17 protein-coding genes and 1 pseudogene are annotated in these 24,846 nt (G+C 68.0%); 13 read left to right on the forward strand and 5 right to left on the reverse strand.

The window, feature by feature from the left end; all coding sequences use genetic code 11:
• Window positions 1–124 precede the first annotated feature (124 nt).
• The 3 genes from nhaA to WC555_RS09000 all read left to right on the forward strand — a co-directional run bounded on the left by nhaA (window position 125) and on the right by WC555_RS09000 (window position 4,820).
• Window positions 125–1,339 (forward strand): Na+/H+ antiporter NhaA, encoded by a 1,215-nt coding sequence (gene nhaA, locus WC555_RS08990; RefSeq protein ID WP_373252975.1) that lies wholly within the window; start codon window positions 125–127, stop codon window positions 1,337–1,339.
• A gap of 228 nt (window positions 1,340–1,567) precedes the next feature.
• Window positions 1,568–4,174: a TonB-dependent receptor gene (locus WC555_RS08995; RefSeq protein WP_373252976.1), complete on the forward strand. Its 2,607-nt coding sequence runs from the start codon at window positions 1,568–1,570 to the stop codon at window positions 4,172–4,174.
• Between the two features lie 181 nt (window positions 4,175–4,355).
• Window positions 4,356–4,820, forward strand: coding sequence for a hypothetical protein (locus tag WC555_RS09000; protein WP_373252978.1), 465 nt, complete (start codon window positions 4,356–4,358; stop codon window positions 4,818–4,820).
• 72 nt (window positions 4,821–4,892) lie between these two features.
• Here WC555_RS09000 and WC555_RS09005 read toward each other — a convergent pair whose 3' ends face one another.
• Window positions 4,893–7,985: an efflux RND transporter permease subunit gene (locus WC555_RS09005; protein ID WP_373252979.1), complete on the reverse strand. Its 3,093-nt coding sequence runs from the start codon at window positions 7,983–7,985 to the stop codon at window positions 4,893–4,895.
• A gap of 10 nt (window positions 7,986–7,995) precedes the next feature.
• Entirely contained in the window at window positions 7,996–9,123 is a 1,128-nt protein-coding gene (locus WC555_RS09010; RefSeq protein WP_373252980.1) for an efflux RND transporter periplasmic adaptor subunit, read from the reverse strand.
• Window positions 9,124–9,346: 223 nt separating this feature from the next.
• Between WC555_RS09010 and lepA the strand changes: the two genes are divergently transcribed.
• The 3 genes from lepA to WC555_RS09025 all read left to right on the forward strand — a co-directional run bounded on the left by lepA (window position 9,347) and on the right by WC555_RS09025 (window position 12,972).
• A complete protein-coding gene (lepA, locus tag WC555_RS09015) occupies window positions 9,347–11,155 on the forward strand; it encodes a translation elongation factor 4 (protein ID WP_373252981.1) in 1,809 nt (602 codons plus the stop codon).
• 160 nt (window positions 11,156–11,315) lie between these two features.
• Complete coding sequence (dcm, locus tag WC555_RS09020) at window positions 11,316–12,494, forward strand: DNA (cytosine-5-)-methyltransferase (protein ID WP_373252982.1); 1,179 nt, start codon at window positions 11,316–11,318, stop codon at window positions 12,492–12,494.
• Entirely contained in the window at window positions 12,487–12,972 is a 486-nt protein-coding gene (locus WC555_RS09025) for a very short patch repair endonuclease (protein WP_373252984.1), read from the forward strand. The genes dcm and WC555_RS09025 overlap by 8 nt, the downstream gene beginning before the upstream one ends.
• A gap of 7 nt (window positions 12,973–12,979) precedes the next feature.
• Here WC555_RS09025 and WC555_RS09030 read toward each other — a convergent pair whose 3' ends face one another.
• Window positions 12,980–14,305, reverse strand: coding sequence for an MvaI/BcnI family restriction endonuclease (locus WC555_RS09030; RefSeq protein ID WP_373252985.1), 1,326 nt, complete (start codon window positions 14,303–14,305; stop codon window positions 12,980–12,982).
• Window positions 14,306–14,522: 217 nt separating this feature from the next.
• Here WC555_RS09030 and WC555_RS09035 point away from each other — a divergent pair, with 217 nt between their 5' ends.
• Window positions 14,523–15,122, forward strand: coding sequence for a hypothetical protein (locus tag WC555_RS09035; protein ID WP_373252986.1), 600 nt, complete (start codon window positions 14,523–14,525; stop codon window positions 15,120–15,122).
• A gap of 141 nt (window positions 15,123–15,263) precedes the next feature.
• On the opposite strand, the gene WC555_RS09040 is transcribed toward WC555_RS09035, so the two are convergent.
• Complete coding sequence (locus WC555_RS09040) at window positions 15,264–18,608, reverse strand: amidohydrolase family protein (RefSeq protein WP_373252987.1); 3,345 nt, start codon at window positions 18,606–18,608, stop codon at window positions 15,264–15,266.
• Window positions 18,609–18,823: 215 nt separating this feature from the next.
• Here WC555_RS09040 and WC555_RS09045 point away from each other — a divergent pair, with 215 nt between their 5' ends.
• The 6 genes from WC555_RS09045 (at window position 18,824) to WC555_RS09070 (ending at window position 24,534) form a co-directional block, all read left to right on the forward strand.
• Entirely contained in the window at window positions 18,824–19,189 is a 366-nt protein-coding gene (locus tag WC555_RS09045) for a hypothetical protein (RefSeq protein ID WP_373252989.1), read from the forward strand.
• 3 nt (window positions 19,190–19,192) lie between these two features.
• Window positions 19,193–19,870 (forward strand): DUF305 domain-containing protein, encoded by a 678-nt coding sequence (locus tag WC555_RS09050; RefSeq protein WP_373252990.1) that lies wholly within the window; start codon window positions 19,193–19,195, stop codon window positions 19,868–19,870.
• A 22-nt stretch (window positions 19,871–19,892) separates the two neighbouring features.
• Window positions 19,893–21,737, forward strand: a complete 1,845-nt coding sequence (locus WC555_RS09055) for an LVIVD repeat-containing protein (protein WP_373252992.1) — start codon at window positions 19,893–19,895, stop codon at window positions 21,735–21,737.
• Window positions 21,738–22,144: 407 nt separating this feature from the next.
• A complete protein-coding gene (locus WC555_RS09060; protein ID WP_373252993.1) occupies window positions 22,145–23,107 on the forward strand; it encodes a hypothetical protein in 963 nt (320 codons plus the stop codon).
• Between the two features lie 37 nt (window positions 23,108–23,144).
• On the forward strand, window positions 23,145–23,693 hold the full coding sequence (locus WC555_RS09065) for a fasciclin domain-containing protein (protein ID WP_373252995.1): 549 nt from the start codon (window positions 23,145–23,147) through the stop codon (window positions 23,691–23,693).
• A gap of 64 nt (window positions 23,694–23,757) precedes the next feature.
• On the forward strand, window positions 23,758–24,534 hold the full coding sequence (locus tag WC555_RS09070; protein ID WP_373252996.1) for an NYN domain-containing protein: 777 nt from the start codon (window positions 23,758–23,760) through the stop codon (window positions 24,532–24,534).
• 18 nt (window positions 24,535–24,552) lie between these two features.
• On the opposite strand, the pseudogene WC555_RS09075 reads toward WC555_RS09070, so the two are convergent.
• A pseudogene (locus WC555_RS09075) lies at window positions 24,553–24,846 on the reverse strand (hypothetical protein); the annotation flags it as partial.

A 24,846-nucleotide genomic window follows, 5' to 3' on the forward strand; every position in this document is an offset into this window, starting at 1 on the left:
ATTGTATGCGGCAGAGATCAGGCCGCCGCGCGCGGTCAGGCTGGCGTCCCGACGAGGATGAATCCGGTCCGGCGCCCGTCGATAACCTGGCGTCACGACAGACCTTTCTGATCCGGAGGCCGCCGTGGCGCGTAAACTCACTCTCGAATTCCTCAAGACCGAGGCCGGCTCGGGCGCGGTGCTGGGGTTCGCCGCCCTGGCCGCCCTGGTCGTCGCCAACTCGCCGTGGTCGACGGCCTATTTTGGCTGGCTCAAGAGCGAGCACGTCCTGCAACTCGGCCCGCTGGTCCTGGAGATGTCGATCTCCGAGTGGATCAAGGAAGGGCTGATGGCCGTCTTCTTCCTCGTGGTCGGGCTGGAGATCAAATACGAGATCCTGCGCGGCGAACTCAGCGATCCGCGCAAACTGGCCACGCCGGTTCTGGCGGCGGCGGGAGGCATGATCGCCCCGGCCCTGGTCTATCTGGCCTTTTCGAGCCTGATGGGCGGGCCGCACGGCGGCTGGCCGATCCCCCTGGCCACCGACATCGCCTTCGCCCTCGCCGTTTTCGCCGTGATGGCGCGGCGGCTGCCCTCGTCGCTGCGGGTCTTCCTGCTGACCCTGGCCATCGTCGACGACCTCGGCGCCATCGCCCTGATCGCCGCGCTCTTTTCCAGCGGGGTCAGCCTGCAGCCGCTCGCCGCGATCGTCGCGGTTCTGGTGGTTGGCTTCTTCGTGGCCCGAAATCGCAAGATACCGGCGCCCTTCTGGGTCCTCGGCTTCGGCGCGGTCTGGTATCTGACGGTGCTGGCCGGGCTGTCGACCTCGCTGACCGCGGTCGCCTTCGCCGCCATCGTGCCGGTCGTCGACCGCCGTTGCGACGGACAGAGTCCGTTGCAGGAGGCCATGCATGACCTGCACCCCTATGTGGCCTTCCTGGTCCTGCCGCTGTTCGCCTTCGCCAAGGCCGGCGTCAGCTTCGCCGGCCTGTCGCTGGACCAGATGCTGGCTCCGCTGGTGCTGGGCATCGCGCTCGGCCTGTTCATCGGCAAGCAGGTCGGGGTGCTGGGCGCGGCCTGGCTCGCCTCGGCCCTCCGGATCGGCTCCAAACCGACGGACGCGACCTGGCTGGAAGTCTACGGGGTCAGCCTGCTGTGCGGCGTCGGCTTCACCATGAGCCTGTTCATCGGCGCCCTGGCGTTCCCGGGCGCCATCGACTCGCCGGAACAGGTCGAGGTCAAGTTGGGCGTGCTGCTGGGGTCGCTGCTATCCGCGGTCGCCGGCGGCGCGGTGCTGGCGGTGGCCGCGCGACGACGCAAGATTTTGGCCGAACAGGCGCCGGATACTGCCCCGGTCTAGGCGAATATTGACCTAGCGTCATCGATTTCTGTCGCTTTTGCGTCACAGTCATGCTTGCGCCATGGCGGAAACAGGGCCGTGAGCTGTCGCGCTGCTTGTCGCTGAGTCCGGCTTGGATTACCCCGGATACTGGACTTTCCGCGCTCCACAGAAGGGCGCGGGCCAGGGATCAGGAAACGCCGCGGTCGCCGTCCTTGACGGGGTCCCGGCCCATGTCGGGGAGCGACCATGCGCCTTACCAACCTTCTTCGCACAACTGTGTCGGCCGCCGTCGTGGGCGTCTGCGCCTTCGGCATCGCCGGCGCCGCCTCGGCCCAGCAGGAGCCGCAGGACCAGCCGACGACGATCGACGACATCATCGTCACCGCCCAGAAGCGGGAGCAGAACCTGCAGGACGTGCCGATCGTGGTCACCAGCCTGTCGCAGGAAACGCTGCAGAACGCCGGCGTCCGCGACATCAAGGACCTGCAGATCCTGACCCCCGGCATGACGGTCACCTCGACCTCGTCGGAAGCCTCGACCACCGCCCGCATCCGCGGCGTCGGCACGGTCGGCGACAACCCCGGCCTGGAAAGCTCGGTCGGCGTGGTCATCGACGGCGTCTATCGCTCGCGTAACTCGGTGGGCTTCGGCGACCTGGGCGAAATGGCCCGCATTGAAGTGCTGAAGGGCCCGCAGGGCACGCTGTTCGGCAAGAACACCTCGGCCGGCGTCATCAACATCATCACCGAGGCCCCGTCGTTCACGCCCGGCTTCAACGCCGAACTGAACGCCGGCAACTACGGCCAGATGGGCGTCTCGGGCTCGGTCACCGGCCCGATCAGCGACACCCTGGCGTTCCGCCTCTACGCCGGCCGCCGCGTCCGCGACGGCTTCATGAACATCGACACCGGTGACGGCCCGCGCGCCGAGACCACCGACGGCAACCAGGACTTCGGCACCGTCCGCGGCCAGCTGCTCTGGCTGCCGAACGACGACGTCTCCATCCGCGTGATCGCCGACTATTCGTCGCGTGACGAGTTCTGCTGCGTCGGCACCCAGATCCGCACGGGTCCGACCTATCCGTTCGTCGACGGCCTCTCGACCGGCACGGGACAGCGTCCGCCGGTCGCCGGCAACGGCCCGCTGCCCTTCCTGCGCACCGGCTACGCCAACCGCTCGACCGGCCAGGAAGTCGAGGACAAGGGCATCTCGATCGAGGCCAACATCGACCTGCCGACCCTGTTCGGCGGCGCGACCCTGACCTCGGTCACCTCGGCCCGTCGCTGGACCTCCAGCCTCGGCCAGGACATCGACTACACCGGCGCCGACCTGCTGTACCGCGTCCAGGACGGCGACTACGGCTATGAAGTCGACAACCTGACCCAGGAATTCCGCCTGGCCGGCTCGAACGACCGTCTCGACTGGCTGGTCGGCCTGTTCGCCACCAAGGAAGACATCAACCGGACGGACAGCTACTACTTCGGCGCCGACTATACGCCCTACCTGTCGTTCGTTCTCAGCGCGGCCCTGAACCGCGCCAATCCGGCCCTTCCCGTCAGCTCGAACGACATCGGCTGCTTCACGCGGACGGCGCAGACGGCGGGCGGGCTCGGCGCCTGCCTGGGCACCGGCGGCGCCGTCAGCGGCGGCGGCATCGGCTTCGTCGTCGGCCAGGGCGCAGAGGACAACTACGATCAGCAATCGGAATCGATCGCGATCTTCACCAACAACAGCTGGCACGTCACCGACGCCTTCGACATCACCCTGGGCCTCCGCTACACCATGGATGACAAGAGCCTGGTGGCGCAGCAGCGCAACATCAACGGCAACGGCAACACCTGTAACGCCACGCTGGCCAACGCCGCCGCCATCGGCGGAGTCCTCGGCGCCTCGGCTTCGACCATCATCGGCAACATCTGTCTGCCGTGGGCCAACTCGGCCTTCACCAACCGCAATGTCTCCGAAAGCTTCGACGACGGCGAGCTGAGCGGCACGGTCAAGGCGTCCTACCGCCTGAACCCGTCCATCCTGGCCTATGTGTCGTACGCCCGCGGCTACAAGAGCTTCGGCTACAACCTGGATCGGGTGCAGAGCGGCATCACGCCGGCCGCCTCGCTGCTGTTCCCCTCGGAAGTGGTCGACAGCTACGAAGCCGGCGTCAAGATGACGCTGCTGAACCGCACCCTGCTGCTGAACGCGACCTACTTCGACCAGACGTTCGAGGACTTCCAGCTCAACACCTTCCTCGGCACCGCCTTCGTGGTGGAATCGATCCCCGAACTGACCTCGCGCGGCGTCGACGCCGACATGGTCTGGTTCACGCCGATCGAGGGCCTGAGTTTCCAGGGCGGCGTCACCTACACGGACGCCAACTACGGAAACTTCACCGCCGCCGATCTGACGAGCCCGGGCAACTTCCCGCAACTCTCGCTGCTGCCGGGCGCCCGCGCCTCGTTCGCTCCGGAATGGTCGGCCACCGGCTCGATCAACTATGACCGCAGCATGGGCAACGGCCTGCGCGCCGGCTTCAGCCTCGCCGCCAAATACATGGACGACTACAACACCGGGTCGGACCTGCTGCCCTACAAGCTGCAGGAAGCCTTCACCACGGTGAACGGTCGCATCATGATCGGCACCGAGGACGAACGCTGGACGGCCGAGTTCTGGGTCCAGAACCTGACCGACGAGGAGTACATCCAGGTCGCCTACAACGCCCCGCTGCAAGGCTCGGCGTTCCAGACGACGGTCCAGCCGAACGGCACCTACTACAACCCGGCTCTGGACACCCAGACCTACGACGCCTTCCTGGGCCAGCCGCGCACCTACGGCGCGACCCTGCGCTTCAAATACTAGCCACGCTCGCCGCGAGGCGGGGCGACGCAGCCGGCCGGGGGAAACCCCGGCCGGTTTTGTTTTGCGCGATCGGGGCCGCTATGGGTGGGTAGCGGACTGTAGCTGCCTGAGTGATAACTGGATCACCTGCGGCACTGAAGTCGGCGACATGCGAACATCCAAACCGAGTGGAACGCCTTTCATGGCGGCGTCAACCGACCCCGTAGATCAATGGTCACGCGATGTGTTCCGGGCACTTTCCGGCTGGGCCGAGACGCTCAATGGGCGCTGGACCCGATGGGACGGCGGCTATCTTCTTTTGGAAATCGACCGGTTGGACGAGGACGCGATTGAGCCCATTCTGATCGACACGGCGGACGAAGAGCTTCACGTCGAGTTCGGCTATTGGGAGACCGACCTTCCTGAAGAGGCCCTCGATGCCGAAGGTGCAGCACAAGAAGCCATCAAACTCGTGTCTGACTGGCTCTCCGGCGCCATTCGCACGGCGGTGTTCACGGACGCCGCTGGGCACTGGTGCGGCAGCATGGTTGTCGAGCGAGACACGATGGTTCCACCCTCGCCAAGCGAGGGAATGCTCAGTTTCAGTCCAACCAAGGTGGAGTTGCGGAGCCCGCGAAAGCGGAATTGGGAAACCTACCCGGTCTGACCATGGGAAGGTCCGCAAGGGGTTGGAAGCGGACGGCTGACCGTGCCCGCTTCCAACCCTTCTCTCGCTCGCCTACTCCGCCGGAGGCGCGACCGGCTCCGCTCGCGTCGGCGCGTGGCGCTGGCTGGCGAACATCTTGGTCATGCGCCGGGCGAAGAAGCCGGCGATGTCGTCGATGATGGTGAAGATCGGCGGGATGAACAGCAGCGACAGGAAGGTCGAGGAGATCAGTCCCCCGACCACGGCGATGGCCATGGGCTGACGGAACTCGACGTCCGCGCCCCAGCCGACGGCCACGGGCATCATGCCGGCGCCCATGGCGAAGGTGGTCATCAGGATGGGCCGCGCCCGCTTGTGGGCGGCGTCCATGATGGCGTCGAGCCGGGTCATGCCCTCCTTCTCGGCCATGACGATGTAGTCGACCAGCAGGATGGAGTTCTTGGCCGCGATGCCCATCAGCATCAGCACCCCGATCAGGGAGGAGATCGAGAAGCTGGAGCCGCCGATGACCAGGGCCACGAAGGCGCCGCCGATGGCCAGGGGCAGGGACGCCATGATGGTGATCGGATAGGCGAAGCTGCGGAACAGCAGCACCAGCACCGCATACATCAGCAGGACGCCGGTCAGGAAGGCGACGGCGAAGCCGCTGATCATCTCCTGGATGAACTCGGCGTCCCCGGCCGGAACCTGACGCACGCCGGCCGGCAGGTTCTGGACGCTGTCCAGTTTCTTGACCGCGGCCTCGGCCTCGCCCGACCGGATGCCGTCCAGTTCGGCGGTGATCGAGGCGATGCGCGAGCGGTCCTGACGCAGCACCTGCGACGGGCCCGATCCGAACTGGATGTCGGCCACGGCGCTCAACGGCACGGCCCCGCCGCTGTTGGTCGGCACCCGCAGGTTCTCGAGCACCGACAGATCCTCGCGCGCCGCCTCGGTCAACTGAAGCCGGATCGGCACCTGGCGGTCGCCCAGGTTATATTTGGGCAGGTTCTGGGCGATGTCGCCGATGGTGGCGACGCGGATGGTCTGCGAGATGTCGCCGGTCGACACGCCCATCAGGGCCGCCTCGTCCGGTCGCGGGGTGACGAGGATTTCCGGCCGTGCGATCGAGGCGGTGTTGACCACATTGGCCAGGCCCGGAACGGTGCGCATCTCGGCCTCGATCTTGCGGGCCGCGGCCTGCAGGGCCTCGGGGCTGTCGCCCAGAATGGCGAAGGTGTAGGTCGTCCCGTCGGACGGCCCCCCGCCCTGGTTGCCGGTTCCGGCGCCGATCCGGGCGCCGGGGATGGCCTTCCAGCCGTCGACCATCTCGCGCGCGAATTCCTGCTGGCTCAGCGCGCGTTCGCCCTTGCCCACCATGTCGGCATAGACATTGGCCTGATTGACGTCCTGGCCGCCGACGGCGGCATAGACCGAGGTGACCTCGGGCCGCTGCTGCAGGTCGCGGGTGACCTGCTGCACGATGGCGTCGGTCTGGCGCAGGGTCGCGCCGGGCGGCAGCTCCACCGAGAAGGCGGCGCGCGACTGGTCGCCCGAGGGCGAGAACTCGAACGGCACCTTGGTGGCCAGATAGCCGCAGCCGACGAACAGGACGGTGCCGATGCCGAACACGATCCACCGGTGCCGGACGCTCCAGCGCAGGGCCTTCAGATAGGTCCCCATCCAGAACGGGTCGGCGTCCTCGTGCTTCTGGTGCTTCAGCAGATAGGCGGCCATCAGCGGCGTCAGCGTCCGCGCCACGACCAGAGAGAAGGCCACCGAGACGCAGGCCGCCAGGGCGAAGGCCTTGAAGAACTGGCCGATGATGCCCGGCATGAAGCCCACGGGCGCGAAGACGGCCAGGATGGTCGCGGTGGTGGCCACGACGGCCAGACCGATCTCGTCCGCCGCCTCCATCGAGGCGTGATAGGGCGACTTCCCGTCCCGCATGTGCCGGACGATATTCTCGATCTCCACGATGGCGTCGTCGACCAGGATGCCGACCGTCAGCGACAGCGCCAGCAGGGTGACCACGTTCAGCGACTGGTCCAGCGGCCCCAGGATGGCGAAGGCAGGGATCAGCGACAACGGCATGGCCGTGGCGGTGATGAAGGTGGCGCGCCAGTCCCTGAGGAAGATGAACACCACCACGACCGCCAGACCGGCGCCCAGCAGCAGGGCCTCGATCGAGGCGAGGTAGCTTTCCTCGATGTATTCGACGCTGGACGTGACCTTCTCGATGGTCAGCTCGGGGTGGGCCTCGTCAATCTCGGCGACACGTTCGCGGACGCGCTCGGAAACCTTGACCTCGCTGGCGCTTCGCGACCGCAGGAAGTTGAAGGTGACGGCCTCCTGGCCGTTGTAGCGGGCCAGACGGCGCGGTTCGCTCCAGTGGTCCTCGACCGTGCCGAGGTCGCCCAGACGGGCCGAGCGGCCGCCCGACAACGGGATCAGGGTCTCGCGCAGCTGCTCGATCGAGCCGGCGGCGCCCAGGGTACGGATCGACCGCTCGGACCCCGAGATCGTCACCCGCCCGCCGGGCAGGTCGTTGTTGACCGAGGTCAGGGCCTGGCTGACCGAGGCCGCCGTCAGGCCGAACGAGGCCAGACGGTCGGGATCCAGCTCGACCCGGATCTCGCGATCCACGCCGCCGGAGCGGTTGACCTCGCCGACGCCGCTGATGGCCAGCAGCGAGCGGCTCACCTCGTTGTCGATGAACCAGCTGATCTCTTCCGGCGTCATGGTCGACGAGCGGACCACCCAGGTGATCAGGGCGTCGCCGGTGATGTCGATGCGCTGGACGCTGGGCTCCTGCATGTCCTGCGGCAGGTCGGCGCGCAGGCCGCTCATGGCGTTGCGGACGTCGTTGGTCGCCCGCTCGGTGTCGGTGCCCAGCTCGAACTCGATCGTCGTCGAGGACGAGCCGTCGGTGATCTGGGAGTTGATGTGGCGCACGCCCGGCAGGCCGGCGAGGGAATCCTCGATCAGCCGGGTGACCTGGACCTCCATCTCGCTGGGCGCGGCGCCGGGCCGGCCCGCATAGACGCTGACCAGCGGGAAATCGATGTCGGGGTTGTTGTTGATCCGCATCCCCATGAAACCGTTGACGCCCGCGAGCGTCAGCAGCACGAACATGAGGATGATCGGGATCGGATTCCGGATCGACCAGGACGAGATGTTTTTCATCGTCCGGGTCCTATCTGGCGGCCGGTGCGGCGGCGGCCGGCCGGGCGGCGGCCGCGATGGTCACGCGGTCACCTTCGCCGAGGAACCCGGCGCCGGCGACAACGACCCGCGTCCCGGCGGCGAGGCCGCCGACCGCGGTCGATTCGGTGGTGCGCGACAGCACGGTCACGGTCTGGAAGTGGGCCCGGTTGTCGGTCCCCAGCACGAAGACGCCGGCGCGGTTCTCACGATACAGCACCGAAGCCGTGGGCACGGTCACGGCCGGCTGATCGCCGACCTGGATGCGGGCGCGGGCGAACATGCCGGGACGGAAGGCGCCGCCGACCAGGGCGATGCGGGCGGTTCCCAGACGGGTCTCGGCATTGACCTCGGGCGTCACGATGCGGACGCGGCCGGTGGTCTCGCCGACCTGATCGGACGAGACGACGGCGCTCTGGCCCGCCCGGACCAGGGCCATGTCGGTTTCCGGCACCTGGGCGTCCAGCTCCAGCCGGCCGTCGCGGACGATGCGGAACAGTTCCGTCCCGGCGGCGATGATCTGGCCGCGCGTGACGCTGCGGCTGATGACCAGACCCGAGACGGGGGCCTTGATGGTCGCCTGCGACAGGCGGGTGCGGGTCTCGGACAGTGAGGCCTGCGCCGCCGCGACATTGGCGTTCGAGGCGCGCTGGTTGGCCAGGGCCGTGTCCAGCGAGGCCTGGCTGAGGAAGCCGCGCTCCTTCAGCTCCTGGGCCCGGCCCAGCGCCGCCTGATCGCGCGCCGCATTGGCCTCGGCCGTCTGCACCGCCGCCTGCTGCTGACGCAGCTGGGCGCGCAACAGGGCGTCGTTCATCTGCACGAGCGCCTGGCCCTGACGGACATAGGTCCCCTCATCGACGAACACACCGGTCGCCGTCAGCCCGCCGGTTTCGGCGCCGACCGGCACCTCTTCCCAGGCCGAGACGGTGCCCGAGGCGGTGACGGTCCGCGGCAGGTTCTGCAGCGAGGCGGTCACGACCGAAACGGTCTGGCTGGACGCGCCGCCGCCGGCCTTGGTCTCGGCCTTCTTGGCGTCGCCTTCGCCGCCGCAAGCCGCCAGGGCCAGGCTGACGAGGACAAGGGCCGCGCCGGCCCGCAGGTTCCGTTTGATGTTCGCCACGTCTGATCCCTTGCAGGGCGCCGCGGCGGGGGAGGCCGCGCGCCGATCGTTCGCGCCGTCCGGCGCTTCGTCATCAGCCGTTGAATAGCGGTTTCGCGACGGCTTCTCAAACGGCAAAGCAGGGTCTTACGGCGAAGTAATCCATGCCGGATTTCAGGTCTGAAACATCCTGCGGGCCGTGGACTCTTTGGCGATTCCGCCCCGCTGTGCTACCGGCGCGGCCATGACGACCCCTCCCATCGACCGTATCCGGAATTTCTCCGTTGTCGCCCACATCGACCACGGCAAATCCACCCTGTCCGACCGGCTGATTCAGTTCACCGGCGGGCTCACCGCGCGTGAAATGTCGGCGCAAGTGCTTGATTCGATGGATATCGAGAAGGAGAGGGGGATCACAATCAAGGCGCAGACGGTGCGCCTGAACTATAAGGCGAAGGACGGGCTCGACTACGTCCTCAACCTGATGGACACGCCGGGCCACGTCGACTTCGCCTATGAGGTCAGCCGCTCGCTGGCCGCCTGCGAGGGCAGCCTGCTGGTGGTCGACGCGTCGCAGGGGGTCGAGGCCCAGACCCTGGCCAATGTCTATCAGGCCATCGACAACAACCACGAGATCGTCCCGGTCCTCAACAAGATCGACCTGCCCGCGGCCGAGCCCGAGCGGGTGCGCCAGCAGATCGAGGACGTCATCGGCATCGACGCCTCCGAGGCCGTGCTGTGCTCGGCCAAGTCCGGCATCGGCATCGAGGATGTGCTGGAGGCCATCGTCACCCGCCTGCCGGCGCCGAAGGGCGACCCGAACGCGCCGCTCAAGGCCCTGCTGGTCGACGCCTGGTACGACCCCTATCTGGGCGTCGTCGTCCTGGTGCGCGTCTTCGACGGCGCCATCAAGGCCGGCCAGCGCATCAAGATGATGCAGCACGGCTCGACCCATCTGATCGACCGCGTCGGCGTCTTCCTGCCCAAGAACACCCCGGTCGACCAGCTCGGTCCCGGCGAGGTCGGCTTCATCACCGCCCAGATCAAGGAAGTCGCCCACGCCGCCGTCGGCGACACCATCACCGACGAGAAGAAGCCGACGACCGAAGCCCTCAAGGGCTTCAAACAGGTCCAGTCGGTGGTCTTCTGCGGCCTTTTCCCGGTCGACGCCGCCGATTTCGAGGACCTGCGCGCCGCCATCGGCCGCCTGCGCCTGAACGACGCCAGCTTCACCTATGAGATGGAGTCCAGCGCCGCCCTCGGCTTCGGCTTCCGCTGCGGCTTCCTCGGCCTGCTGCATCTGGAGATCATCCAGGAGCGGCTCAGCCGCGAGTTCAACCTCGACCTGATCGCGACCGCCCCCTCGGTGGTCTACAGGATCGCCCTGCGCGACGGCTCCGAGATCGAGCTGCACAACCCGGCCGACCTGCCCGACGTGATGCAGATCATGGAAATCAGCGAGCCGTGGATCAAGGCGACCATCCTGACCCCCGACGAATACCTCGGCGGCGTCATCAAGCTGTGCCAGGACCGCCGCGGCGCCCAGGTCGAACTGTCCTACGTCGGCAGCCGAGCCCTGGTGGTCTATGAGCTGCCGCTGAACGAGGTGGTGTTCGACTTCTACGACCGGCTGAAATCCATCTCCAAGGGCTACGCCTCGTTCGACTATGAGCTGTCGGACTACAAGGTCGGCGACCTGGTCAAGATGAACATCCTCGTCAACGCCGAGCCCGTCGACGCCCTCTCCATGCTGGTCCACCGCGGCCGGGCCGAGATGCGCGGCCGCTCGATGGTCGAGAAGATGAAGGAGCTGATCCCCCCGCACCTGTTCGTCATCCCCATCCAGGCCGCCATCGGCGGCAAGATCATCGCCCGCGAGACGGTGCGGGCGCTGCGCAAGGACGTGACCAGCAAATGCTACGGCGGCGACGCCACGCGGAAGAAGAAGCTGCTGGAGAAGCAGAAGGCCGGCAAGAAGCGGATGCGCCAGTTCGGCAAGGTGGAGATCCCGCAGGAGGCCTTCATCGCGGCGCTGAAGATGGATGACGATTGAGGAGTCTGCCCAAGGCGCCGAGCAGGGGTTTTTGTTAGAAGCCGCGAACGGGCTCAGCCTGCGGTTGGTAAGTTCTTGTTCCTGACTTGTTCTCCTGGCAGAATCTCCCCAGTCTGCCACCCTCAACAAGCGCGGAATCAGCGTGTCGGAGTACACCCTAATGGTGAAACAGGCCGGACAGGCGACCGCCGACGCGGCGGTGAGCTTGGGTTATATTGACGGTCCGGTCACGCCTGTGGCCCCGCAACCCAAGCTGAAATTGCTGCGCGGCGGCAAGGACCAGCCACCCGCCGACTTCACCTTCATCGACCTTTTCGCGGGTATCGGCGGGCTGCGTCGCGGCTTCGAGTCCATCGGCGGTCGCTGCGTCTTCACGTCCGAGTGGGACAAATTCAGCCAGCAGACCTACCGGGCGAATTTCCCGGACGACGATCACGAGATCAACGGTGACATTCGCGCCGTCGAGGCGGCCGAGATTCCGGCGCACGATGTCCTTTTGGCGGGCTTCCCGTGCCAGCCGTTCTCCATCGCGGGCGTGTCCAAGAAGAACGCCCTCGGCCGCGCGCACGGCTTTGAGGACAAGACCCAGGGCACTCTCTTCTTCGACGTGGCGCGGATCATCGCCCACCATCGACCCGCCGCCTTCCTGCTCGAGAACGTCCGGAACCTGGTGGGGCACGACAAGGGCAAGACCTTTCAGACCATCAAGGATGTGCTGACGGAGGAGCTCGGCTACAAAATCGACTGCCGGGTCATCGACGGCCGCCACTGGACGCCGCAACACCGGGAGCGGATTTTCATCATCGGTTTCCGCGAGGAGCAGGGCTTCCGCTTTGCCGATATGAAGCTGCCCGATGCGGCGCCGAAGCTGGCGGAAATCCTTCACCCCGGGGATGGATCGGAGGCCCCGGATCAGCGGTTCACGGTCGGGAATTCGGGGCGGGTAGCCGACCGCTATACACTGACCGACAACCTCTGGACCTACCTCCAGCGGTACAAGGAAAAACACGCGGCCGCTGGCAATGGCTTCGGTTTCGGGCTGGTCGGCCCCGGTGACGTGGCCCGCACCTTGTCGGCCCGGTACCACAAGGACGGGTCCGAGATTCTGGTGAAGCAGGAAGGCAAGGCCCCTCGCCGTCTTACGCCGCGAGAATGCGCTCGTCTGATGGGCTTTGATGACGCTCAAGGAAATGACTTCATCATCCCGGTGTCGGACACCCAAGCCTATCGCCAGTTCGGCAATTCTGTTGTGGTGCCGGCCGTGAAAGCCGTCGCCGAACATATGAAGCCGCACCTCTTCGCTGCGCTCGGGAAACGGCCGAAGGCCGGGCTTGGCTGACGTCGTCGATCCGGCGACCCGCAGCCGGATGATGTCCGGCATCCGGGGCAAGAACACCAAACCGGAACTGCTGATCCGCAAGGCGCTCCATGCGCGCGGGTTTCGCTACCGGCTGCACTGCGATCTGCCCGGAAAGCCGGACATCTGCCTGCCGAAATATCGGGCGGTGATCTTCGTCCACGGCTGCTTCTGGCACGGGCACGATTGCCATCTGTTCAAATGGCCGAAGACGCGACCGGAGTTCTGGGAAGCGAAAATCGGACGCAACCGAGAGTTGGACGGACTTTCGATCACTGCACTCCTGAAGGCAGGCTGGCGCGTGGGTACGATATGGGAATGCGCACTCAAAGGCCGGGCTCGTTTATCGCTGGAAACGGTGCTGGACGAGTGCGAGTCTTGGTTGGTCGGTAACGATGCGATCTTCGAAATCCGGGGTGCTCCGGCCCGCCGTGAACCAGGCACATCCAGAAAAGTGTAGTCTCAGATCAATTTATCAAGCTAACGGTTTCGTGGCGATGATACATTTGCGCGAGATTGGAGTGCTGAATCCGAAACTGGCTGCGTCTGTGTAGTACATGCTTGCCGGATACAGCCTTTTCAAGTTTCAATGCTGGATCGTAGTAGACTTTCCCCGCAGCGAATGCTTTCAAGAAAAGAATGAAGTCGGTCTGTTCGCAGAGGAGAACCCGCGATCCATACGAGTATTCCGGCGGTGGTGTTCGGAAGAGCGAGGGGACGTAGGCCGCTTGGGCATGCTTTCTGTTCCAGTGCGCCATCAAGCCCGAAAAGGACCAAGTCGCGGCCTCTTCGCCGTCCTGAGTAACCAGCGACAATCCTCCGTCCATGTCGGTAATCTTCCCGACGGCAGCGTCAAAGCCCTTAAGGGTCATGCGGAGCCCGGTGTCTCCATGCGCGGCTTTCTGGCAGGAATAAATTCCTCCGAAGTTGATCCTGTCGGCCTTCCCGCTCTTGTCGGGGTATCCGAAACGCTCGACGAATTTTTCGGCGGTTCGGGTCTTGTAGAAGCCACCAGTCGGCTCCGGCGTGAACAAGGTGACCACCGACTTGGGTGCAAATTTGACGAAATCCCTGACGCCGTACTGCTTCACTTCCCAGCCCATGAAATCGGGTTCGGCATATCCATTTGGCTGGACACCGAGTTCCGCCTCGAGCGTATAGCCGCCACCGTTGCGTGCCGCATAGGCGGCCCTTGCTCCCGTCCGCGTGAGCTTCTGAGACGCGATCCATCGCAAGTCATGGACCCTGCGCAATTGTGCGAGGAGAGCCGCTTTCGGATCGGTCGGATCCTCTAGGCTGAGCGGTAGCTCGAGGAAGACCCCCAGCGCGGGCCATGAGCTAGCGTTGAGCTGGTTTGAGATCGGACCGTCACTATTCGTGGCAAATCCCAGAACCTCCCCGTCTCGCGTGACCCCAAAAAACAAGATGCGCCCCTCGTCGCGTATCGTCATCAAGTTGTTTGGCGCGGACTGGCAGCCACGCAGAAAACCGGACATTCGCACTTCGGGGTAGTCTGGATAGAGGATTAGGTTTGCGTCTGGAGCGAGGTGTTTGCCCTCCCCGTCAATCCAGAAAAAATTGAGCGCCGCTTTGGGGCGATCCTGCTTGCTGCCGCCGCGTGACGTGGTGTCGATATAGATCTCACCGTGGGGAAGAACATTTAATGCCGAAAACCCGCCTCCAAGATACACTTGGTTCTTGGAGTTGTCGTTCGGTGAGAGCCTCTTTGCATAGATGCGGTACGCACCATGGTATGCCATCAGCGCCAGCAAGCGTCCGAGTGAATCGATCAAAGTCCAGCCTCAACAACTGTTCGCGCCTTTGACCGTATCTCGCGTCGGGGAGCGGGGATAGCGGATCATTCTATCTACGCGAGAGGTGCTGGCTCCGCTCTCGAGCGACCGTCTCAAGATTTTTTACTGCGCATACCAATTCACGGCCCCGCCTGCGTTTGCGGGCCGAGTTGGCCTGTTTTCCTGGCGCCTTTTCGGGCGGGGTTATACTTGCGGGATGACACAGACCCATGCCGATGAGCTCCCGCCCCGCCGCCCCCGACCGCCGGTCGTTCCGGGCCACTATCGCCTGAGCAAGGAGAGCTGGGCCGAGATCGTGGAGGCGTACCGGAACGGCGCCACGGCGCGCGAACTGGCGGTCAAGTGGAGGGTCGCGCCGGGGTCGGTCTATTACCACGCGTGCCGGGACGGCTGGACCAAGAAGACCAATGGCGACGATCGGGCGCGGGCCCATGCGCGAGAGGTCGAGGCCGCCGAGGCCGTGCGGGCCGAGCGGCCGCGGGCGGACCAGAGGGCGCTGAAAAGCCTGTTCGCGCCTGCGCGGGCCGACGATCCCGACGCCGGCGATCCGGCGGCGCTGGCGAGGGTCGCAACACTGGCCTCGGGCCGGGCCATGACCGGGCGGCTGTGGGCCGAGGCGAGGGCGCTGGCGGGACTGGCCGAGAGCTATGCGCGGCTGGCGGAACGGGGGCGTGCGGCGGCCGAAGGCTGGGGGCAGGAGCCGAGCGAGGCGGAGTTCGAGGCGGTTCGCCGCAAGGTGCTGGGGGCGGACTGGAAGCCCGGCGGGGAGGTTGGAGGCGAGGGGCCGGGGGCGTAGCCGGCGCCCCTCCGCCACGCTGCGCGCGGTCCCCCTCCCCATCGCTTCGCGAAAAGGGAAGAGACTGTGTGGCGGCGGCCCCCTCCACCACGCTGCGCGTGGTCCCCCTCCCCCACAAGGGGGGAGGAGACGTCGAGGCCCCTAGTCGTGCCCGTGGCCGTCGGTTTCCGTTTCGGCGGCGCCCGCTGACCAGCCTTCGCCACCGGTCTCCGCGAACCAGAACGGCGCCCGGGGCTTCTGGCGCGGGGCCACCTCGTTCATGCCCGTGTCGTACACCCGGCCGTTGGCGATGGTGTAGGCGATCGAGGTGGTGTCGCGGATGTTCTCCAGCGGATTGCGGTCCAGCACCACCATGTCGGCCAGCTTGCCGACCTCCAGCGAGCCCAGGTCGCGGTCCAGACCCAGGGAGCGGGCGCCGTTCAGGGTGCCGGCGCGGATCACGTCCAGTGGGGCCATGCCGCCCTGGGCCAGGCTCCACAGCTCCCAGTGGGCGGCCAGACCCTCGCGCTGGCCGTGGGCGCCGATGGAGACGCTGACGCCCTGTTGCGACAGGCGCGTCGCCTCGCGCGCGATGGAGATGTGGTTCCACTCGTTCTCCGGCAGGGTCACCGGGCGGCGGGCGCGGGAGTCGAGGATGCGGCGCGGGACGTACTGGGTCAGGATCGGGTGGTTCCAGACCTGGCTCTCCTGGTACCAGTAGTTTTCGCCATAGCTGCCGCCATAGGCCACGACCAGGGTCGGGTTGTAGGCCACGCCCGTCTGGCGCCACAGCTGGTGGACGTCGTCGTACAGGACGGCCAGCGGGATCGAATGCTCGATGGTGGTGTGGCCGTCGACGATCATCGACATATTGTGCTGGAACAGCGAGCCGCCCTCGGGGACGACCATCATGTTCAGCTGGCGCGCCGCCTCGATGATCTGCTGGCGCTGGTCGCGGCGCGGCTGGTTGTAGCTCTTGACGCTCCAGGCGCCCGCCGCCTGCATGCGGCGCAGCGTCGACAGGGCGTCGTCGAGACTGTCGATCTTGGCGGTCCCGGCGCTGGTCGCCCCGTACAGGATGGAGCCGGTGGAGAAGATGCGCGGGGCGACCACGCGGCCGGCGCGGGCCAGCTCGCTGTGGGCGAAGATCTCGCTGGTGTCGCTGGACGGGTTGTGGATCGTGGTCACGCCGAAGGCCAGCGAGGCGTAGTCGACCCAGCTCTGCTCCGGGATGATCTCGTCCGACCCCATGGCGCCGTGCCAGTGGGCGTCGACCAGGCCGGGCATGATGGTCTTGCCGGCCATGTCCATGACCGGGACGCCGGCGGGGACGGGGGTGGTCGCGGCCGGGCCGATGGCCTCGATGCGGTTTCCGTCGACGATGACGACGCCGTTCTCGATCACCTCGGCGCCGTTCATGGTGATCAGCCGGGCGCCGGTCAGGGCCATGCGGCCCTCGGGCCGGTCGGTCACGGCGCTGAAGCCGATATTGATCCCGCGCTCGTCGGGCTTGGGCAGTTCGTCCGGGGCGCCGTCGACGAAGGCGAAGGCCTGGTTCAGGTCGCGGGTGAACAGCTCGGGCCCCTGCGACCACTGCAGGCGGCGGCTGTCGCCGGACCAGCTCAGCCATTCGCCGGAGTCGCGGGTGACCCGGGCCTGGGGCAGGGCCTTGCCGTCGGGGGCGACGGCGAACGGACGGCCGGCGGCGACGAAGGGGGCGACATAGGCGTTGAACCGCTCGGTCCAGCCGACCCAGTTTCCGTCGGGCGAGACGGCGAACTCGCTGGCCCATTCGGAGGTCAGGTGGGTGCGCTTGTCGTCGCCGTCCAGGTCGACCGAGATCAGGGCGCGCTTGTCGCCGTCGCGGCCGGTCAGGAACAGGCGGTCGCCGTCGGCGCCGAACTGCGGGCCCTCGCCGTCGTCGGTGACGTGGACCGGCTCTCCGCCCGCCGCCGGGATGCGGTAGACGCCCGGATCGCGGCTCCACAGGGCCGTGGTCAGGAAGCCGTCGCTGACGGTGCGATAGACGATGGTGCGGCCGTCGGGCGAGAAGACGGGCTCGACGTAATGGCCGGGGTGAGGGGTCACGACGCGGCCCGCGCCGCCGGACGCCGGGACCACGCGGACGGAGCCGAGGTCCTGGTCGTCCCAGGTCGTATAGACGATCGACCGGCCGTCGCGGGACCAGGACGGATAGAGTTCGAAATGGTCGCTCTGGCGCGTCAGCCGGCGCGGCGTGCCGGTCGGCAGGTCGCGGATCCACAGATTGCCCAGGGCCTCGAACACCACCTTCGTGCCGTCCGGCGAGGGGCGGGCCCAGCGGATCATCCTGACGTCGAAGCGGTCGGGCGCGACCTCGACGGGGAAGCGGACGGCGTCCTGCACCCGGCGGGTGTCGGCGACATGGAAGGGGATGTCGGTGACGGCCTGCGAGGCCACGTCGACGCGCTGGATGCGGCCGTCGGCCCAGAAGACGATCGACCGGTTGTCGGGCGTCCAGCTGATCGCCGGATAGACGCCGTGGACGGCCCAGGTCTCCTGCATGTCGCGGTCGAGGCCGGAGAAGACCGGGGTTTCACGGCCGGACTCGATGTCCATGACATAGAGGGTGGACTGGTAGCGAACGCGCCGGATGAAGGCCAGGGACTTGCCGTCGGGCGAGGGCGTCGGCCGGATCGAGCCGCCGGGGCCGGTGACATAGGGATCGATCTCGCCGGTCTCGCGGTCGAGGCGGCGGATGATGTAGATCTGGCCGTTGACGTCCTTGGAGTATTCGAACGTCGTACCGGGCGTGGCGTCGTCGCTGAAATACAGATAACGGCCGTCGGGCGAGAAGGCGGGCTCGCCCGTGTCCTTCTGCTGGGTGCGGCGCTCGGTCATCTGCACCCCGCCGCCGCCCGAGCGGTGGTACATCCACAGCTCGCCGGCTCCCAGGGACCGGGCCGAGGTGAAATGCTTGCGCGCCACGATGAACTGGCCGTCGGGGGTCCAGTCCGGCTGGTTCAGCAGGCGGAAGGTCTCCTTCGACACCTGCGTCGGGTTGGCGCCGTCGGCGTCCATGATCCAGATGTTGTCGCCGCCGCCGCGGTCCGAGGTGAAGGCGATATGGCGGCCGTCGGGCGACCATTTCGGCTGCATCTCCCAGGCCACGCCGCTGGCGATGGCGCGCGCCTCGCCGCCGGCGACCGGCATGACGTAGATGTCGCCCAGCAGGTCGAAGACGAGGGTCTGGCCGTCGGGGCTGACGTCCAGCGACATCCAGGTGCCGCGGGTGACGTCGATGGGAATGTCGCGCGAGGGTCCGGGCGGGTTCTGCACGTCCCATTTGGGCGTCTCGTCCGGAGCGGCCGCGGGAGCGGCGGCCGCTCCCTCCTGCGCCGCGACGGGAGCGGGAGCCGGCGCCGGGACCGGCGGCGAGGCCAGCGGCGAGACCGGCTCGGGCGTCTGGGCCGCGACCGGGCAGGCGAACGCCATCAGGGCGACCGTGGTCAGAAAAGCGCGTTTCATGGTTTCATGCCCCAACACCGGACGTCTGAACCGCGCCCCTAGGCGCCGCGTCCCTGTCGGGCGGCAACAGAGCATTCCCCGGTGGGCGAAGTCCAGCCGCGCCCCCGCCGGCCGGGCGGTTCCGGAGCGTGAATTCTTTGTCATGCGGCGACAGGTTGTGGACGTCCTCCGCCTGAGTCATGGTCCGCGCGGAATTCAGGCGGGGGAGCCAACGAATGCGTATCCACATGATGCTGGCCGGGGTTGCGGCCGCGGCCCTGGTGGCGTTTCCGGCCATGGCCGAGGACGGCCAGTATGGCGAACAGCTGAACCGCATCGTCACCGAGGCCGCCGCCGGAACCTGTCTGGAGACGCTGATGGCCCAGTCCCTGCTGGACGCCTGCAACGGCCAGATCCAGGGCATGGCCCCGGCGCTGAGCGCCCTTGGGACGATCGAAACCATGACCTTCGTCAGCGCCCAGGACACTCCGGAAGGCCGGGTCGAGAGCTGGAGCGTGAAATACACGGGCGGCCGGACCCTGACCTGGGTCATCGGCCAGATGCAGGACGGCAAGTTCAGCACCGTCGGCGTCACGGGCTAGCGAATGACCCTTCTGCCGGGCCTCCTCCTCGCCGGACTGATCGCCGCCCAGTCAGCGGGTTCGCAGACGCCGCCGATCTTCCAGCCCGGCGCCCCCGGCGCCGCGTCGCGGGTCATCACCCCCGGCGAGGCGGTGGCGCTCAGCCGCTCGACCTTCACCGGCGACGACGTCGCCTTCATGCAGCATATGATCGTCCACCACGCCCAAGCCGTGGAGATGGTCGAACTCCTCCAGACCCGCGCCGCCAGCCCCGCCGTCCGGCTGATGGGCCGGCGCATCGCCCTGAGCCAGCAGGCCGAGATGGACATCATGCGCGACTGGTTGAGCCAGCGCGGCCAGCCGCTGGAGATGCCCGGCATGTCCCACGCCGGCATGGATCATTCCGCCCACGCCGGCCACGCTCCCGCCCGGGCCATGCCCGCCAGCGACACGCCGGTCATGCCCGGCATGCTGTCCCCGGCGCAGATGCAGACCCTCGCCGCCGCCACCGGCCCCGCCTTCGACCGCCTGTTCCTCACCGGCATGATCCAGCACCACCAGGGTGCGCTCGACATGGTCGACGCCCTGCTGGCCACGGACGGCGCGGCCGAGGACACCCTGCTGTCCGACTTCACCAACTCCGTCGTCTCCGACCAGTCGGCGGAGATCCTGCGCATGCAATCCATCCTGTCAGACCTCTGAACCCGCACCCCAAGGACCGGCCATGAACGTTCGCAGAACCCTGCTTTCCACCGCCGCCGCCCTCGGCGTGCTGACCGGCGCCGGACTGGCCCCCACCCTGGCCTCGGCCCAGGCGCCCGCCGCCCAGGTCATCGCCGCCGACGCCCGCACCGGTCTTTCCGGCGGCCTGCACGACGCCGGTCAGGCGGCCTCCGGCATGGCGCTGGAGTATTCGGTCCCGCCGCCCCCCGGCTTCTTCGATCCCGACGCCCTGTTCGCCCCGCCGCGCAACCAGGCCGAGGCCGAGGCCTTCCAGGCGCGTATGCGGGCCAATCCGAAATACGGTCCCCTGGCCCTGGCCAACACCGACATGGCCATGTCGGACGGCAAGTTGTTCCTCGGCAATTTCAACGGCTTCAACGCCTATGACGTGACCGACGGCGCCCCGCGTCTGGTCATGTCCGTGGTCTGCCCCGGCGGTCAGGGCGACGTCTCCGTCCACGGAAACCTGCTGTTCATGTCGGTGGAAGAGAACCGCGCCCGCCTCGACTGCGGCACGACCGCCGCGACGGGCGAGGTCAACGCCGAGCGCTTCCGCGGCGTCCGCATCTTCGACATCAGCGACCTGAACGCCCCGCGCCAGATCGCCGCCGTCCAGACCTGCCGCGGCTCGCACACCCACACCCTGGTGCCCGACCCGGCCGATCCGCGCAGCCTCTACATCTACAACTCCGGCACCTCGAACGTCCGCAAGACCGAGGAGCTGTCCATCTGCACCGACGGCCAGCCGGACCAGAACCCCGAAACCGCCCTGTTCTCGATCGACGTCATCAAGGTGAACCTCGACCGGCCCCAGGACGCCGCCATCGTCAACCGCCCGCGCATCTTCGCCGACAGCGTCACCGGCCGCGTCGCCGGCCTGTGGCGTGGCGGCCGCGCCGGCATCGCCAGCCAGAACACCAGCCAGACCAACCAGTGCCACGACATCACCGTCTATCCCGACATCGGCCTGGCCGCCGGGGCCTGCAGCGGCAACGGCATCCTGCTCGACATCTCGGACCCGCAAAACCCGACCCGGGTGTCCGACATCTTCGACCCCGACATGGCCTACTGGCACTCGGCCACCTTCAACAACGCCGGCGACAAGGTCGTCTTCACCGATGAGTGGGGCGGCGGCATCGGCGCGCGCTGCCGGGCCGAGGATCCCTCGACCTGGGGCGCCAACATGGTCGCCACGATCGAGAATCGCACCCTGCGCGGCCGCGCCTTCCACAAACTGCCCTCGGCCCAGCCCGACGACCAGAACTGCGTCGCCCACAACGGCATGATCATCCCCGTCCCCGGCCGCGACCTGATGGTCCAGGCCTGGTATCAGGGCGGCGTCTCGGTCATGGACTTCACCGACCCGACGAAGCCGTTCGAGATCGCGTATTTCGATCGCGGTCCGGTCGAAACGGGCAAGCTGTTCGTCGCCGGTTCATGGTCGGCCTACTGGCTCAACGGCCGCATCTGGTCCAGCGAGATCGCCCGCGGTCTCGACGTGCTGAAACTGGTCCCCGGCCCCAACCTGTCGGCGGCCGAGATCGCCGCGGCCGAAAGCGTCCGGGCCGACACGATCAACCCCCAGACCCAGATGCGCGTCAGCTGGCCCGACAGCCCCGAGGTCGCCCAGGCCTACCTCGACCAGATCGCCCGCTCACCCGCCGCCGACGCCGCCCTGACGGCGCAGGTCCAGGCGGGCGTCGACCAGTGGCGTCAGAGCGCCGGGGCCCGTCAGGGTTCCGCCGAACTGGCCGCGGCCCTCACGGCGGCGGCGGAAAAGGCGACCGGCGCCGACAAGGGCCGGATGACGGCGCTGGCGGGGATGTTCGGAAGGCGGGCGGGATAGGGGGCTTCGCCCTGCCAGCGGTTTTCCATCGCCGGCGTGGGCGAGGGGCCAGGCCCACCCCCTTGTCCGTGCATCCCGTCCCTCATCCGTGCATCCCCGCGAAGGCGGGGACCCAGGCTTTGGCCCCACCGCCGGTGTCGGACTGAGCGCCGGTGCTGTCCGCCAGTCTGGTCGCCTCTCAAACCTGGGTCCCCGCCTTCGCGGGGATGCACGGGTCTTTTCGAGCGCGAAAGGTTCGCCGTGAGACAGACGATCTCGCGCTGTTGAACAGCTGATATCGCGGCTCTGCGGACGCTCAGACTGCGAGGCCTGCCCCGGAGCGCCACGACGAACGGCGTCGGGTGAGCGCGGCCAACGGAACAGCGTCCGGTCGCGGACGTTCTGACCCGGAACCGAAAGAGCGTCCCATGTACAAGCTTGCCCCGATCACCACGGCCCTCGTCCTCGCCCTGGCCGCCCCGACGGTCGTTCTGGCGGACCCCGGCAATGGCAAGGGCGGCGACGACAGACAGGAACGCGGAAATCGCGGCGGCGATGACGACCGCGGCGGGGGCCAGGGGCGCGGCGCCGGGCGGGACGACGACCGCCGCGCCGATCGGGCCGGGGGCCGGACCGAAACGCGGATCGTCGAGGCCGTGCGCGGCCGCAGCAGCGAACGCGGCGATGACGCCCGCCGCTCCGGCGACCGCCGCCCCGACGCCCCGCGTGATGTGCGCCGCGCCCTCGAGCGTCAGGTCTTGCAGACCCGTGACGGCCGTCCCGTGGTCTATTTCAACCGCGACGACGACCGCGGTCTGATCGCCGGCTGCCCGCCCGGACTGGCGAAGAAGGACAACGGATGCCTGCCGCCGGGACAGGCGCGCCGGATCGCCGCCGCCGCCGCCGGGGCCGACCGCTATGAGTCGCTGTGGCGCCGGACGGGGGACGAGTCCCGCTACCGCTATGAGGACGGCTATCTGTACCGGATGAATCCGCAGGGCTCGCTGCTGGGCTATCTGCCCGTGCTGGGCGGGGCGCTGTCGCCCGGCGCCGCCTGGCCGTCGCAATACGCCTACCAGCCGGCGCCCGACTACTATTCCAGCTATTTCGGCCTGCCGCAGAACCAGGACTATCGCTACGCCGACGGCGCCCTGTACGGCGTGGATCCGAAGACGCAGATGATCAGCCAGGTCGCGGCCCTGCTGACCGGCCAGAACCTCAGCGTCGGCCAGCCCCTGCCCGAGGGCTATGACATCTACAATGTGCCCACGGCTTACCGCGAACGGTACGCCGACAGCGCCGACGCCCTGTATCGTTACAACGACGGCTATGTGTATCAGGCCGATCCCAGGACCCAGCTGGTGACCGCCGTCATCCAGCTGCTGACCTGATCCGGAGTCGACAGGGACCATGATGATGAGATCGACGATGCGCCGGGCGCTCGCGCCCCTCGCCCTGATGCTGCTGGCCGCCTGCGGCGACGGCGTCGGCAAGGCGGGAGAAGCGGCCGCGCCCTCGAACCGGACCATCGCGGCGACGCTGAAGGACGACCGGTCGTTCGCCATGCTGGAGCGGGTGCTGGACAACGCCGCCCTCGGCGACGTGCTGGCGGGCAAGGGCCCCTATACGGTGTTCGCCCCCTCGGACGCGGCCTTCGCCGCCGCGGCCGGCGACCTCGGCGACGAAGCGATGAAGGCCCAGGGCGCCGCCATGCTGCGGGCCCATATCGTGCCCGGCGCCCTGACCCGCGCCGACATCGTCGCCGCCATCGAGCGCAACGGCTCGGGCGCGGCCGAGATGCGCACCATGGCCAACAGCCTGCTGACCTTCACCAAGGAGGGCGACGCCGTGATCGTCTCGGGCGACAACGGCGCCCGCGCGCGCCTGACCGCCGCCGAGACCGTGGCCTCCAACGGGGTGGTGCAGCCGGTCGACGCCCTGCTGGTGCGAACGACGGCGGCGCCCGCCGCGGACTAGCCGGCATTGACCCGGCGCGCCACCGGGGCGACAGGTGCGGTCGCCCCAACCGAGGATCCCCGCCATGCCCGCTGAAGGAAAGGCCCCCCGCCTCGCCGTGCTGATCGACGCCGAGAACGCCTCGGCGCGGATCGCCGAGGCGCTGTTCACCGAGATCGCCACCCTGGGCGAGGCCTCGGCGCGGCGCATCTATGGCGATTTCGCCAGCGCCCAGATCGCCGGCTGGACCCGGGTGCTGGCCCGGTTCGCCATCCAGCCGCAGCAGAATTTCGCCAACACCAAGGGCAAGAACTCGGGCGACATCGCCCTGGTCATCGACGCCATGGACCTGCTGCACTCGGGCCGGTTCGACGGCTTCTGCCTGGTCTCGTCGGACGCCGACTTCACCCGGCTGGCGTCGCGCATTCGCGAGGAGGGCGTCGACGTCTTCGGCTTCGGCGAGCAGAAGACGCCCGAAAGCTTCCGTCAGGCCTGCACCCGCTTCATCTACACCGAGAACCTCAGCGCGCCGGCGGCGGCGGACGCGGCGCCCGTCGCCTCGGGGCGGCGGACGGCCGGGACAGGGACCGGCGCGGCTCCGGCTGCGGCCCCGGCGCCCGGCAAGCGCAAGCCGGTCGAGGCGGCCCGGCTGATCGCCACGGTCATCGCCGACATGGACGAGGACGGCGACGGATGGGTCACGGTCAGCGGCCTCGGCGACCGGCTGCGCAACGCCTATCCCGACTTCGACCAGCGGACCTACGGCTTCGCCAAGCTGTCGGACCTGATCCGGGGCACCGGCCGTTTCGAGGTCCAGACCGGCGCCGCCGGCGGGGCCATGCGCATTCGCGACAAGGCCTGACGGGAGGCGCCTGTCGGGTCAGCGCGCGCCCAGCAGGTCGGACCAGCGCCAGTCGCCGCCGCCCAGGGCCAGCCGCGGCGCGTCCGGCCCGTCGGCGAAGGCGATGACGGCGAGGCCGCGCACCGCCTGGGCCCGGCATTCGCGCGGAGCGAAGGCGACCTCCAGGGCGATGGCCTGGCGCACCCCGGCCAGACCCTTGCCCGCCTGGCCCGGATCCTGGATCCAGTCGCCGTCCCAGACCAGGATGGCGCGGCCGCGGGCGGGCATGGCGGCGTGGGCCCGGCCGACGGCGGCCCGCACCTCGGGATCGGC

This window comes from Brevundimonas sp. (genome assembly GCF_041648615.1).
Classification (GTDB): Bacteria; Pseudomonadota; Alphaproteobacteria; order Caulobacterales; family Caulobacteraceae; genus Brevundimonas.

Coding starts and splice junctions, on each gene's coding strand:
- WC555_RS09035 (WP_373252986.1), top strand. CDS start 14,523: ATGACACAGACCCATGCCGATGAGCTCCCGCCCCGCCGCCCCCGACCG.
- lepA (WP_373252981.1), top strand. CDS start 9,347: ATGACGACCCCTCCCATCGACCGTATCCGGAATTTCTCCGTTGTCGCC.
- WC555_RS09065 (WP_373252995.1), top strand. CDS start 23,145: ATGCGCCGGGCGCTCGCGCCCCTCGCCCTGATGCTGCTGGCCGCCTGC.
- WC555_RS09045 (WP_373252989.1), top strand. CDS start 18,824: ATGCGTATCCACATGATGCTGGCCGGGGTTGCGGCCGCGGCCCTGGTG.
- WC555_RS09005 (WP_373252979.1), bottom strand. CDS start 7,985: ATGAAAAACATCTCGTCCTGGTCGATCCGGAATCCGATCCCGATCATC.
- WC555_RS09040 (WP_373252987.1), bottom strand. CDS start 18,608: ATGAAACGCGCTTTTCTGACCACGGTCGCCCTGATGGCGTTCGCCTGC.
- WC555_RS08995 (WP_373252976.1), top strand. CDS start 1,568: ATGCGCCTTACCAACCTTCTTCGCACAACTGTGTCGGCCGCCGTCGTG.
- dcm (WP_373252982.1), top strand. CDS start 11,316: ATGGTGAAACAGGCCGGACAGGCGACCGCCGACGCGGCGGTGAGCTTG.
- WC555_RS09055 (WP_373252992.1), top strand. CDS start 19,893: ATGAACGTTCGCAGAACCCTGCTTTCCACCGCCGCCGCCCTCGGCGTG.
- WC555_RS09050 (WP_373252990.1), top strand. CDS start 19,193: ATGACCCTTCTGCCGGGCCTCCTCCTCGCCGGACTGATCGCCGCCCAG.
- WC555_RS09070 (WP_373252996.1), top strand. CDS start 23,758: ATGCCCGCTGAAGGAAAGGCCCCCCGCCTCGCCGTGCTGATCGACGCC.
- WC555_RS09060 (WP_373252993.1), top strand. CDS start 22,145: ATGTACAAGCTTGCCCCGATCACCACGGCCCTCGTCCTCGCCCTGGCC.
- WC555_RS09000 (WP_373252978.1), top strand. CDS start 4,356: ATGGCGGCGTCAACCGACCCCGTAGATCAATGGTCACGCGATGTGTTC.